11 protein-coding genes are annotated in these 13,299 nt (G+C 65.5%); all 11 read left to right on the plus strand.

What is annotated here, in order from left to right; genetic code table 11:
- Nucleotides 1-156: 156 nt before the first annotated feature.
- The 11 genes from QA649_RS29450 (at nucleotide 157) to QA649_RS29500 (ending at nucleotide 13,298) form a co-directional block, all read left to right on the plus strand.
- On the plus strand, nucleotides 157-915 hold the full coding sequence (locus tag QA649_RS29450) for an SDR family NAD(P)-dependent oxidoreductase (protein ID WP_283020259.1): 759 nt from the start codon (nucleotides 157-159) through the stop codon (nucleotides 913-915).
- Between the two features lie 265 nt (nucleotides 916-1,180).
- Nucleotides 1,181-2,431 carry an ABC transporter substrate-binding protein gene (locus QA649_RS29455; protein WP_283020260.1) on the plus strand — a complete coding sequence of 417 codons (1,251 nt, stop codon included), beginning with the start codon at nucleotides 1,181-1,183 and terminating at the stop codon, nucleotides 2,429-2,431.
- 122 nt (nucleotides 2,432-2,553) lie between these two features.
- The gene (locus QA649_RS29460; protein ID WP_283020261.1) at nucleotides 2,554-3,381 is read left to right on the plus strand and encodes an AraC family transcriptional regulator; all 828 of its coding nucleotides are present in this window, start codon (nucleotides 2,554-2,556) and stop codon (nucleotides 3,379-3,381) included.
- Nucleotides 3,382-3,573: 192 nt separating this feature from the next.
- Nucleotides 3,574-4,584 carry a branched-chain amino acid ABC transporter permease gene (locus tag QA649_RS29465; protein WP_283020262.1) on the plus strand — a complete coding sequence of 337 codons (1,011 nt, stop codon included), beginning with the start codon at nucleotides 3,574-3,576 and terminating at the stop codon, nucleotides 4,582-4,584.
- A gap of 1 nt (nucleotide 4,585) precedes the next feature.
- Complete coding sequence (locus tag QA649_RS29470) at nucleotides 4,586-5,665, plus strand: branched-chain amino acid ABC transporter permease (protein ID WP_283020263.1); 1,080 nt, start codon at nucleotides 4,586-4,588, stop codon at nucleotides 5,663-5,665.
- Complete coding sequence (locus QA649_RS29475) at nucleotides 5,658-6,440, plus strand: ABC transporter ATP-binding protein (protein ID WP_283020264.1); 783 nt, start codon at nucleotides 5,658-5,660, stop codon at nucleotides 6,438-6,440. Before QA649_RS29470 ends, QA649_RS29475 begins: the two co-directional genes overlap by 8 nt.
- The gene (locus QA649_RS29480; RefSeq protein WP_283020265.1) at nucleotides 6,433-8,643 is read left to right on the plus strand and encodes an ABC transporter permease; all 2,211 of its coding nucleotides are present in this window, start codon (nucleotides 6,433-6,435) and stop codon (nucleotides 8,641-8,643) included. The genes QA649_RS29475 and QA649_RS29480 overlap by 8 nt, the downstream gene beginning before the upstream one ends.
- Nucleotides 8,644-8,646: 3 nt before the next feature.
- Nucleotides 8,647-9,480, plus strand: a complete 834-nt coding sequence (locus QA649_RS29485; RefSeq protein WP_283020266.1) for a phosphoenolpyruvate hydrolase family protein — start codon at nucleotides 8,647-8,649, stop codon at nucleotides 9,478-9,480.
- A 26-nt stretch (nucleotides 9,481-9,506) separates the two neighbouring features.
- Complete coding sequence (locus QA649_RS29490) at nucleotides 9,507-12,404, plus strand: flotillin family protein (protein WP_283020267.1); 2,898 nt, start codon at nucleotides 9,507-9,509, stop codon at nucleotides 12,402-12,404.
- A gap of 10 nt (nucleotides 12,405-12,414) precedes the next feature.
- Nucleotides 12,415-12,852: an SRPBCC family protein gene (locus QA649_RS29495; RefSeq protein ID WP_018643039.1), complete on the plus strand. Its 438-nt coding sequence runs from the start codon at nucleotides 12,415-12,417 to the stop codon at nucleotides 12,850-12,852.
- 2 nt (nucleotides 12,853-12,854) lie between these two features.
- Complete coding sequence (locus QA649_RS29500) at nucleotides 12,855-13,298, plus strand: SRPBCC family protein (protein ID WP_283020268.1); 444 nt, start codon at nucleotides 12,855-12,857, stop codon at nucleotides 13,296-13,298.
- Nucleotide 13,299: the final 1 nt, after the last annotated feature.

The following is a 13,299-nucleotide window of genomic DNA, read 5'->3' on the forward strand; positions in this document are numbered from 1 at the left end:
CAAGAGGTTCTTCTATTCTTTGGCTGCAATCCTGCCTTCAAATTTTGAGGTACGCAACTAAAATTCTGATCTATGAACCTCACGACGGAAATGACTAAGGTTTGCGAGGGAAACGCGCGGCGCTTCGCACCGCCGCAAGCAAGTCGAGAGGTGTCCATGGCCGCCATTTATTCTGACCTCGCCGGCAAGGTCGTTCTCGTCACCGGCGGCGCATCGGGAATTGGCGCTGCGATCGTGCGGCGGTTCGCGCAGCAGAACAGCAAAGTCGTGTTTTTCGACATCAAGGCCGACGAAGGCTTTCGCCTTGCACGCGAATTGTCCGATCAAGGCCTCGATTCACATTTCCAGCACGTCGACCTCACCGATATCGCTGCGCTACGCGCCGGCGTCGTAGAAGCGCGCAACGCGCACGGCGCGATCAACATCCTCATCAACAATGCCGCGCATGACGAACGCCACAAGACCGAGGAGATGACGCCGGAGTTTTGGGACGACCGCATCGCGGTGAACCTGAAGCACCAGTTCTTTGCCGCGCAGGCCGTGTTGCCGGACATGAAGGCAGCGAATGCCGGCGCGATCATCAATTTCGGTTCGGTGTCGTGGATCGCCGGACAAGGCGGCATGGCCGCCTACACCGCCAGCAAATCGGGCGTGATCGGTCTCACGCGCTCTCTGGCGCGCGACTACGGCCCGTTCAATATCCGCGTGAATGCGATAGCACCGGGGTGGATCATGACCGAACGCCAGCTCGAGAAATGGATGACGCCACAGGGCGAGGTCGAACTGATGCAGCGGCAATGCCTGAAGCGCAGGCTCGTCCCCGACGAGGTCGCGAAATTCACCCTGTTCCTCGCCTCCGACGAAGCCTCCGCCTGCACCGCTCAACACTACGTCGTCGATGGCGGCTGGGTGTGACATGCTTGAGGCTGGTCGCAGCACCCGGACGCGAACTGGGAGCCGCGGATCCATCCCGCTGCATTGATCTTCGCCTGCTGCACCGCGAAACCATCTGCGCCGCAACATTCAAAAATGAGACTGCTCGTCAAGCCGGACGAGGCATCCACGCGTGCACCGCATTCGACTTCGGCTAGCTTCCCCATAAAGTCGCGGGCCCATCGAGAGCCACGGGCGTCACGCCAGTTCGGCGCGGCAACAAATCGACGACACAGGGAGGAGCACAATGTCGAAATGCAGTATCGGACTGCTCGCGCTGAGCAGCCTGTTTCTTTCAGGCGCAGCGATCGCCCAGGAAAAGATCAAGGTGGGCGTGACCGCGACCCTCGAAGGCACCTACACGGTGCTCGGCGAGGACGGCATGCGCGGCCACCAGACGGCGCTTAATGTCCTTGGCAAGAAGATCGGTGACAAGGAGCTCGAATTCATCGTCGCCTCGACCGACGCGACGCCGGACTCCGCGGTGCGTGCAGTCCGCAAGCTGATCGAGCAGGACAAGGTGCAGATCCTGCTGTCGCCGCTCTCCGGCGACGAGGGCATCGCGGTGAAGAACTTCGCGAAGACCCACCCCGAGCTGACCTTCATCAACGCGGCATCCGGCGCGCAGGAAACCACCTATGTCGACCCTGCCCCGAACTTCTTCCGCTACAACATGGACGGCGCGCAGTGGCAGGTGGGCCTCGGCAAATACGCCTATGACGAGAAGAAGTATCGCAAGATCGCGACCGTCGGCGAGGACTATTCCTTCATCTACACCCAGGTGTTCGGGCTGGTGCTCGAGTTCTGCGGCGCCGGCGGACAGGTCACCAACAGGCAATGGGTGCCGCTCGGCACCAAGGACTTCGCCTCGGTCATCGCCGCCCTGCCCGACGACGTCGATGCCATCTATCTCGGACTTGGCGGCGCTGATGCCGTCAACTTCCTCAACCAGTATCAGCAGGCCGGCGGCAAGGCGCATCTGATGGGCGGTTCCATCATGATCGACCAGACCATCCTGTCGTCGAAGGGGAACGCGAAGAACGCCCTGATCGGCACCATCGCGGCGAGCGGCCAGGCCGACACCTGGGAGGACCCGGGCTGGCAAAAGTTCGTGAAGGCCTATCAGGACGCCTTCCCGCCCAACAAGCGCTTCCCGAGCCCCTCGCTCCTGGCCACCAACTACTATGACTCGACCATGGCCCTGATCCTCGCGCTGCGTCAGGTCAACGGCGATCTCTCCAACAACCAGGGGAAATTCAGAGAAGCGTTGGCCAAGATCGAGCTCGACGCGCCCAACGGCAAGATCAAGCTCGACTCCAATCGCCAGGCGATCGGCACCAATTTCGTCACCGAGGTCGTCGATGACGGCAAGGGCGCGCTGTTCAGCAAGGTGGTGAAGGTGATCCCGAATGTGAACCAGACGCTCGGCTATGATCCGGCGGTGTTCTCGAAGATCGGACTGCCGAGCCGCACCGTGCCGGAATGTAAGAAGTACTGACGCATCACATCGGCAGGACGCAACCGGGGAGCGACTCGCTGACGCGGTCGCTCACCGCTCTTGCAATCTCGGCGCCTTTGTTGAACGCTGGCTGAAAAGAAGAACATTCGGGAGGGGAAGGCATGAGCCGTGCGCTCGCCGTCTTCCACGGCCGCTTCGGCCGGGCGACGGTTTATCAATTGAACCGCCCTTTCAATATCCACGCCCATCGCGAAGGTCATCTGATCTTCCATGTCGGCGGCGTGCCGGCATGCATCGATGTCTCCGACGGACACTATGATCTCACCGAGTCCTCCGTCGTCGCCGTCAATCCTTGGGAGCCGCACAACTTCCTGCCGACCGACCTCGATGGCGGCGCCATCTTCTTCGTGCTCTACGTCAATGCCGAATGGTTTGCGCCCGACGCTTCGGGCACCGACCGGCTGCGGTTCGGCCGCACCCAGTTCAGGCGCACGCCTGCACTCGACAAGCACATCAGGCGGACCGCCGCGCTCGTGTGCGGCGCACCATCCCTCTCCAGCCTCGATTCCGAGCTGAGGCGGTTGATCGACATCTGCTACGACGAAAGCTGGCAGCAGGCCGAGATCGCGCGCGATCCACGAGCAAACGGCGCCGTCACCGATTTTCGCGTGCGCAAATGTATCAAGATGATGACCGAAAGCCCCGGCGCCGAGATCGAGCTCGACACCATTGCGCGCGAATCCGGCCTGTCGCGGCCGCACTTCTACCGGCTGTTCCGCGTTCAGACCGGCGTCACGCCGAACCTCTATCTCAACACGTTGATCATGGAACAGGCGCTCGAAGCACTGGTGGCCAGCGAGACGCCGATCGCCGACATCGGCTTCGATCTCGGTTTCTCTTCGCAGAGCGGTTTCACCCGCTTCTTCGCCGCCAATGTGGGGATGGCTCCGACCGATTATCGCCGCGCAGCCAAGGTTTTGCGCGCCTGACCGCTGCACGAAAAGATACTCACGATCAAACGTCGCCCTCCCCGCCCGGCTAGGATGCGGGGCAACGCGATCCCGAGATGATCGCGACCGACGGGAGCGCACGTCCATGGCAAGGCCTGCAGCCGCTGCAAGGCTGTTCGACCTGCATTCGATGAACGATCGCCGCGTCGCCCGGATAAACGGACGGCGCACATGAGCCGTTTCATCGAACGCCATCCCGCCTGGGCGCTGACCACGATCATTGCCATTGCCGTCTTACTCTGGCTGATCTTCTCGGTCTGGCCCCCGGGTCTCGAAGAGGCGATCGGCCGCAAACGCGTCTTCCTCAATGCCGTCTTCAACGGCATCACGCTCGGGGGCCTCTACTTTCTCGTCGCCAGTGGCTTCACGCTGATCTTCGGCCTGATGCGCAACGTCAATCTCGCCCATGGCTCGCTCTATCTGTTCGGCGGGTATGTCGGCTACGCCATCAGCACATCGACCGGCTCCTGGATCCTCAGCTTCATCATCGCCTTCATCCTGACGGCCCTGGTCGGCGTGCTGCTCCAGGTGATCGTGTTCCGGCGCATGGAGGGCCAGGACCTCAGGCAGACCATGGTGACGATCGGACTGTCGATCGTGTTTGCCGATCTGATGCTCTGGGCCTGCGGCGGCGATTTCTACCAGATCCAGACCCCGAGCTGGTTGATTGGGCCCGTGGACCTGCCGCTGATCACGGCGGTGAAGTCCTCGGGCGAGCCGGTCTATCTCAGATATCCGATGGTCCGGCTCGTGATCTTCGCCGCTTCCGTGATCATCGGCGTCGCGATGTGGCTCGCGCTCAACCGTACCCGGATCGGCATGATCATTCGCGCCGGCGTCGATGATCGCGACATCCTTGCCGCAACCGGCGTGCGCATCCAGCTCGTCTTCGTGCTGGTGTTCGCGTTCGGCGCCGGGCTTGCCGGCATCGCCGGCGTGGTCGGCGGTACCTTCCAGTCCTTGTCGCCGGGCGAGGACATCCGCTTCCTGCTTGCTTCGCTGGTGGTCGTGATCGTCGGCGGCATGGGCTCGATCCCCGGTGCGGCGCTCGGCGCGCTGATCATCGGCCTCGCCGAGCAGCTCGGCTCGGTCTACATCCCGACCTACGCCATCGTCGTGACCTTCCTGATCATGGTGCTGGTGCTGGCGATCCGGCCGCAAGGCCTGTTGGCGAGGCGCTGAGATGTCGCTCGCTCACGATGCCCGCGTCCCCGTTCGTCCCGCCCTGGCGCAGCAGGGCGCGCGGACATGGCCGGAGATCAACAATCCCGCCGCCTGGGTCGTCGCGGCCATCCTTCTGATCATGCCGCTGATCGCCAACGGCTTCTTTCTGATCGAGATCTTCGCGACCACGCTGATCCTCGGCATCATTGCGCTGAGCCTGATGTTCCTCGCGGGCTATGGCGGCATGGTCAGCCTGATGCAGCTCACTATCGCGGGCTTCTCGGCTTACATGGTCGCCGTGTTCGGCGTCAGCGGCAACGCCAATATCAGTCTCGGCTGGCCGTGGTGGCTCGCCGTCCCGATGGCGCTGGCGCTGGCGACCGCCTTCGGCACGCTCGGCGGCGCGCTCGCGGTGCGCACCGAAGGCATCTACACCATCATGATCACACTCGCGATTGGAGCTGCCTTCTACTATTTCACCAATCAGAACTGGGCGATCTTCAACGGCCATACCGGCATCAACACCGTGGCGACGCCTCACTTCTGGGGCGTGAACTGGCGCGCGGACATACCGTTCTACTATGTCGTCCTCGCGGTCGCCGCGCTCTGCTATTTCGCGGTCGAATATATCTCGCGCGCCCCCTTCGGCCTCGCGCTTCAGGGCGTGCGCGACAATCCGCGGCGCATGGCGGCGCTGGGCTTCAACGTCAACGCCCATCGGATCGCCGCCTACGCTTTCGCCTCCTTCGTGGCCGCGCTCGCCGGCGTCCTCCAGGTCTGGAACTACCGCCAGATCTCGCCGGGCTCGGTGAGCGTCGGCGCCTGCATCGACGTGCTGATCATCGCCGTGGTCGGTGGCATCACCCGCCCGATCGGCCCGTTCATCGGCGCGCTGATCTTCGTGCTGCTGCGCACCTTCGCGCTCGACTTCCTGGTCAGGCTCGGGCTCGACGGCAACCGCTTCCGCCTGCTGATCGGGCTCGGCTTCCTCGCCATCGTGTTCTGGTCCTCGGACGGCGTCATCGGCCTGTGGCAGCGCTGGCGCCAGAGTCAACGCCACGACGCCCGTCGCTCCGGCGGAGGGCACCGCCATGGATAGCGTCGCTCACCGTCTTTCAGCCGTCGGCGCCGGTGCCGCTCTGGAGCTGCGCGGGGTAACGCGGCTGTTCGGCGCGCTCGCCGCGCTGACCGACGTCACCATCACAGTGCGTCCGGGCGAACGGCGCGCCGTGCTCGGCTCCAACGGCGCCGGCAAGACCACGCTGTTCAACTGCATCACCGGCGACTTCCCCCCCTCCTCCGGCACCATCCGCTTCTTCGGCGAGGACGTCACCCACTTCCCGCCCTATGAACGCATCCGCCGCGGGCTGCGTCGGACCTATCAGATCTCGGCGCTGTTCCCCGGCCTCACCGTGCAGGACAACGTCTATCTCGCCTGTCGCGGCGTCTCGCGCGGACGTTTCTCGTTCCTGCGCCCAGGGCAGAACGACGCCCTGATGCATGCAGCGGACAATCTGGTCCAGGCCGTGCATCTGTCCGCCGTGAAGGACCAGCACGTCGCCGAGCTCGCGCACGGCCAGCAGCGCCAGCTCGAGATCGCACTCGCGCTGGCCGGCGCCCCGCGCTTCGTCCTGTTCGATGAGCCGGCCGCGGGCCTGTCGCCGACCGAACGGGCCGAGCTGATCGAGATCCTGACCTCCCTGCCCGCGCATATCGGTTACATCATCATCGAGCACGACATGGACGTGGCGCTGCGCGTCGTCGAGAGCGTCACGATGATGCACAACGGGCGCGTCTTCAAGGAGGGCCTGCCGCAGGAGATCCAGTCCGATCCCGAGGTGCAGGAGCTCTATCTCGGAGGCGGCCATGAATGAGGCCCGCCGCTCTTCCCCTGCGCTCGAGGTCCGCGGCCTCGACGTCTACTACGGTCACTCCCACGCGCTGCAAGGCGTCGATCTCACGCTGGACAGCGGCGTATTCTCCGTCGTCGGCCGCAACGGCATGGGCAAGACCACCCTGTGCAAGGCGATCATGGGGCTCGTTGGCGTGAGCGGCGGATCGATCCGCGTGCGCGGCGAGGATGTCACGCGGCGGCCGTCGGCCCAGATCGCCCGGCTCGGCGTCGGCTATGTGCCGCAAGGTCGCCGTCTCTGGCGCTCGCTCAGCGTCGACGAGCATCTGCAGCTTGCCGGCGGCATGCGGCAAGGGGCCTGGACCGTCGAGCGCATCTACGACACCTTCCCGCGCCTCGCCGAACGCAAGGGCCACGGCGGCGGCCAGCTCTCCGGCGGCGAGCAGCAGATGCTGGCGATCTCGCGCGCGCTGCTCACCAATCCGCATCTCTTGATCATGGACGAGCCGACCGAAGGCCTCGCGCCCGTCATCGTCGCGCAGGTCGAGGAGATGCTGCTGCGGCTCGGCGAGGACGGCGACATGTCCGTGCTCGTGATCGAGCAGAACATCGGCGTTGCCACCGCGATCTCGCGCAATGTCGCGATCATGGTCAACGGCCGCGTCAACCGCATCATCGACTCCGGCCGCCTCGCCGCGGACCGCGAGCTGCAGCAGCGCCTGCTCGGCGTCGGGCTTCACGCCGAGCTCGAGCCCGATAGCGACATCTCCGAGGCCGCCAGCGGCGCGAAGCCAGCGCCGGCGGCGCGCCCGGGCGGACCGATCCGCATCTACGTTTCCAACCCGACGCTCCCGACGCGATGGTCGCAGCCGGTGCCGATCGCCCGCATCGAGGCGGCGGCCCGCACGGTCTCGACGCACGTCGCGCGGCTGGAGGAGACGACGCGGCGCAGGCGCGAGCCGGTGGCGGCGCAGACCGCCGGCCCGCCCATCGTCCTGGTCGTCGGCACGCTCGATACCAAGGGAACCGAGTTGCGCTTCATCCGCGACATCATTGCAGGAACCGGTCTCCGCACCCGGCTGGTCGACGTCTCGACAAGCGGCAAGCATTCGAGCTGCGATGTCTCCGCGCAGGAGATCGCGCTGAACCACGGCCGCGGCGGTGCGGCCGTGTTCGGCCCCGATCGCGGCGCTGCCGTGACCGCGATGGCCGATGCGTTCGCCAATTGGCTGGGGCGCCAGGGCAATGTTGCCGGCGTGATCTCGGCCGGCGGCTCGGGCGCGGCGTCGCTGGTTGCGCCGGGCATGCGCACCCTTCCCGTCGGCGTGCCCAAGTTGATCATCTCCTCCGTCGCCTCGGGCGATGTCGGGCCCTATGTCGGCCCCGCCGACATCACGATGATGTACTCGGTCACGGACGTGCAGGGGCTGAACTCGATCTCGCGCGCGGTGCTGGCTAACGGCGCCAACGCGCTCGCCGGAATGGCCAAGGCGCGCCTTGATCCGCATGCCGCGGCGGCGCGCGAGGCCGGCGGCCTGCCCTCGGTCGGCATCACCATGTTCGGCGTCACCACGCCTGCCGTGCAGAAGATCGCGGCCGAGTTGCACGACGATTTCGAATGCCTGGTCTTTCACGCCACCGGCGTCGGTGGCCGTTCCATGGAAAAGCTCGTGGAGTCCGGCCAGCTCGCCGGCGTCATCGACCTCACCACGACCGAAATCTGCGACCTGCTCATGGGCGGCGTGTTTCCGGCGACCGAGGATCGTTTTGGCGCGATCATCCGCAGACGGCTGCCCTATGTCGGCTCGGTCGGTGCGCTCGACATGGTCAATTTCGGCGCGCCCGACACCATCCCCGAGCGCTATCGCGGCCGCAAGTTCCACGTCCACAATCCGCAGGTCACCCTGATGCGGACGACGACTGAGGAGAACGAGCGCATGGGCCGCTGGATCGCCGATCGGCTCAACCAGATGGATGGCCCTGTGCGCTTCTTCCTGCCCGAGGGCGGCGTCTCCGCGCTCGATGCGCGAGGCCAGCCGTTCTGGGACCCGGACGCCGATGCCGCGCTGTTCCGCGCGCTGGAGCGCAATGTCCGGCAGACCAGCAACCGCCAGCTCATTCGCACGCCCAAGAACATCAACGATCCCGACTTCGCCGCCGCCATCGTCAGCGCGTTCCGAACCCTGTTCGGCCGCACCGGCGCGCGGCGGAGACTAGCGAGGTGACCGATGGCCAGGTTTGAACGCGCAGCCCTCCTGAAGAAGTTCCGCGACATGGCAAGGCGCGGCGAGCCGATCGTCGGCGGCGGCGCCGGCACCGGCCTGTCGGCCAAATGCGAGGAGGCCGGCGGCGTCGATCTCATCGTCATCTACAATTCCGGGCGCTATCGCATGGCCGGCCGCGGCTCGCTCGCGGGCCTGATGGCCTATGGCGATGCCAACGCCATCGTGCTCGAAATGGCCAGTGAAGTGCTCCCGGTGGTCGGCCAGACCCCGGTGCTCGCGGGCGTCAACGGCACCGACCCGTTCCGCGACATGGACGTCTTTCTCGACCAGCTGAAGGCCCTTGGTTTCGCCGGCGTCCAGAACTTTCCGACGGTCGGTCTGATCGACGGCACTTTCCGCGCCAATCTCGAGGAGACCGGCATGTCCTATGCGCTCGAGATCGACATGATCGCGAAGGCGCACGACAAGGACATGCTGACCACACCCTACGTGTTCAGCGAGAAGGAAGCCGCGGCGATGGCGATCGCCGGCGCTGACATCATCGTCTGCCACATGGGCCTGACGACCGGTGGCACGATCGGTGCGCAGACCGCACTCAAGCTGAAGGACTGCCCCTCGCGGATCGACACCTGGGCCACAGCTGCGCTCAGCGTCAATCCGGACATCCTGGTGCTAGCCCATGGCGGCCCGATTGCCGATCCCGCCGACGCCGATTTCATCATGAAGAATACCCGTCACTGCCACGGCTTCTACGGCGCGTCCTCGATGGAGCGGCTGCCGGTCGAGCGGGCTCTCACGGAGCAGGTACGTCAATTCAAGGCGATCGGCGCGCGGTAACGCCGGAAGGTTCGAAGGAGGGAAACATGTCAGGGATGCTGGTCGGTGAATTGATCCTCTGGCTGATCGTCGCGATCATCGTGATCGTGGTTGGCGTCTATATCGTGAACTGGCTTTACCATCGCTCCTCCAAGGAGACGTCGTTCGTCAGGACCGGTTTCCTTGGCGAACGCGTGGTGATCAATGGCGGCGCCTTCGTGCTGCCGTTCATCCACGACTACACGCCGGTCAACATGAATGTTTTGCCGATGGGCATCGTGCGCTCGAGGCAGGACGCCGTGATCACCCGCGACCGCATGCGGGTCGACATAGAGGCCGACTTCTATGTCCGGGTGCAGCCCACCCGCGAGGCCGTCTCGATCGCCGCAGCCACACTCGGCCGCCGCACCCTGGAGCCGGAGCAGTTGCACGCCCTCCTCGCCGGCAAGTTCATCTCGGCGATCCGTTCGGTCGCCTCCGAAATGACCATGGAGGAGATGCACGAGCGTCGCGGCGACTATGTCGCGCGTGTCAAGACCAATGCGGCCGAGGCGCTCGCGCAGAACGGCCTCGAGCTGGAATCGGTCGCGATCACCGATCTCGACCAGACCGACCTCGAATTCTTCAACCCCTCGAACCGGTTCGACGCCGAAGGCCTGACGCGCCTGATGGAGGACATCGAGGCGAAGCGGAAGCTGCGCAACGACATCGAGCAGGACTCGATGATCAAGATCCGCTCCCGCAACCTGGAGGCCGAACGGCAGGCGCTCGAAATCGAGCGCGAAAGCGAGACCGCGCGCCTGGAGCAGGAACGCGACATCGAGATGCGCCGCGCACTTCAGCGCACGGAAGTGGCCCGCGAGCGCGCGCTGCGCGAGACCGAGGCCGAACAGGCGCAGATTTCCGCCCGCGAGGCCATCGAGCGCGCCCGCATCGCCAACGATCAGGCGATCGCGGAAGCCCGCATCGCCTCGGAGCGCGAGACCCGCCAGAAGGAGATCGAGCGGACCCGCACCATCGAGGAGAAGGAGCTGCTGGCGCGCGAGGAGATCGAGAAGACAAGGATCGCCAACCAGCGTTCGATCGACACGACCCGCATCGCCTCCGAGCGCGAGGTGCGCCAACGCGAGATCGAGCGGATGCGGACGGTCGAGGAAGCCGAGATCGCCGCCCGCGAAGCCATCGAGAAGGCCCGCATCCAGCAGGATCGCGCCGTCACCGATGCCCGTATCGCCAATGAAGAAGAGACCCGCCGCCGCGAGATCGAACGCACCCGCGCCGTGGACGAGGCCGAGATCGCCGCGCGCGAGGCCACCGAGAAGGCCCGCATCGCCCAGACGCTGATTGTCAATGTCGAGCGCATCTCCTCGGACGAGCGCACCCGCGCGCTGGAGATCCAGCAGGTGCGCACCATCCAGGAGGCTGAGATCGAGGCGCAGCGCGCGGTCGAGGCCGCCCGCATCGCCCGCGAGCGGACGCTGGCCGCAGACCGCATCGCGGCCGAGCAGAACACCCGGCAGCTGGAGATCGAGCGCAACCAGACGCTCGACGTCGCCGGCATCTCGGCCCGCGAAGCAACGGAAGCCAGCCGGATCGCCCAGGAGGAGCGCGTGCGCTCGCTGGAGATCGCCCGCAACCGCGCGGTCGAGGAAGCCGACATCGCCTCGCGCGAGGCGATCGAAGCGGCCCGCATCGCCCAGGAGAAGGCGGTCGCGGCCGAGCGCATTCAGGCCGAACGCGACACCCGTTCGCTCGAGATCGAGCGGACCGGCATCCTGGAGGCGGCCGAGCTGAAGCGGCGCGACGCCATCGAGCGCCAGCGTATCACGGTCGATCTCGCCCTCGAGGCCGAGCGCATCAACTCCTCCAAAAAGCGCGAGGTGCTCAATATCGAGCAGAAGAAGGCCGTCGAGATCGCAGACGAAGACCGCGTCATCGCCCTCTCCACCAAACGCTCCGAACGGATCGATGCCGACCGCCAGGTCAAGCAGGCCGAGATCGTCGCGCGCAAGGAGGTCGAGACCACCGACGTCACGCGTGAGCAGGCGCTCGAGGCCGCCCGTATCGAGCGGCGGCGTGCGATCGAGCAGCTCGAGGTCGCTCGCGTCCAGTCACTCCAGGAGGCGGAAATCGCAGCGCGCGAAGAAGTCGAGCGCGCCCGCATCGCTTCGGATCGCGGCCTCGACGAAGCGCGTGTCGGCCGAGAACGCGAGCTGCGCAAGCTCGAGGTCAATCGCGAGAAGGACGTCGAGACGGTGCTGATGGAGAAGGCGATCGCCATCCATCAGAAGTCGCTGGAAGAGTCGGCAGCCCGCGCCGCCGCCGAGGAGGCACGGATGCATGCGACCGAGGCGGCCGAGCGTGTCGTCACCGCACGCGAGAGCGAGATCGCAAAGCGCCGCAAGACCGTCGAGGTCCTGTTGGCCGAGAAACAGGCCGAGGAGACCCGGATCGCGGCCGAGGCCGAGCGCGTGCGCGCCGCGGTCGAGGCAGAAGCTCAGCGGATGCTCAACGAGGCCGAGAACGTGCTGACGGATCAGGCCCGCTACTCGCTGTTCCGCCGCAAGCTGCTCGACCGCATCGAGGGCATCGTGCGCGAGAGCGTCAAGCCGATGGAGAAGATCGAGGGCATCCGCATCCTCCAGGTCGACGGCCTCAACGGCAACGGACACGGCGGCGGCAATGGCGGTCGCAGCGCCACCGACGAGGTGATCGATTCTGCCCTGCGCTATCGCGTCCAGGCGCCCCTGATCGACTCCATCCTGTCAGACATCGGCGTCGAAGGCGGCAGCCTCGCGAAAATGCCGGGTTTGATCCGCGAGGCCCGCGATATGCAGGGCATCAAAGATTCCGCGCGCAAGAGCGGCGGCGACAAGCCCGCCGCCCCGCCCCCTGCCGAAGGCGGCGAGCCGCCGGCCGAGCGCGGTCCGCGGAAGAAGAGCTGAGGTCTAAATCATGGCCCGCGTCTACGTCTCCACCGTCGTCAATGCCCGCAACGATCGCGTCTGGGCGCGGGTGCGCGATTTCAATGGCCTGCCGAACTGGCACCCGGCCATCGCCGAGAGCCGGATCGAGGGAGGCGAGCCCTCCGACAAGATCGGATGTGTGCGCGACTTTCGCCTGCGTAACGGCGACCGCATCCGCGAGAAGCTGCTCGGGCTCTCCGACTACGACATGTTCTGCACCTACTCGATCCTGGAATCGCCGATGGGCGTCGAGAACTACGTCGCGACCCTGCGGCTCACGCCCGTCACCGACGGCGACCAGACCTTCATGGAATGGACCGCCGAATTCGACTGCGCGCCGGAACGCGAGACTGAGCTCGTGAGCAATATCGGCGGCGGCGTGTTCCAGGGCGGCTTCGACGCGCTGAAGCGCGTGTTTGGAGGCTAGCCGTGCCGCATATCGTCAAAAGCACGATCCTGGACGCGCCGACCGACGCGGCCTGGTCGGTGCTGCGCGATTTCAACGGGCATGATCGCTGGCATCCGGCGGTTGCGACCTCCTCGATCGAGCGCGCGCAATCCGCCGACAAGATCGGTTGCGTCAGGCGGTTCAAGCTCAAGGACGGCTCCGAGCTGCGCGAGCAATTGCTGGCCCTGTCCGACCTCGAACAAAGCTTCAGCTATTGCCTGCTCGATACGCCGATCCCGATGTTCAACTACGTCGCCCATGTCCGCCTGCTGCCCGTGACCGACGGCGACCGTACCTTCTGGCACTGGGAGTCGCGGTTCACGACGAGGCCAGAAGAGAGCGACCGTATCACCCACATGGTGGCGGAAGACATTTATCAGGCCGGGTTCGATGCGATACGCCGGCATCTGAAGGAGGCCGCATAAT

Source organism: Bradyrhizobium sp. CB1717, assembly GCF_029714325.1.
Taxonomy (GTDB): domain Bacteria; phylum Pseudomonadota; class Alphaproteobacteria; order Rhizobiales; family Xanthobacteraceae; genus Bradyrhizobium.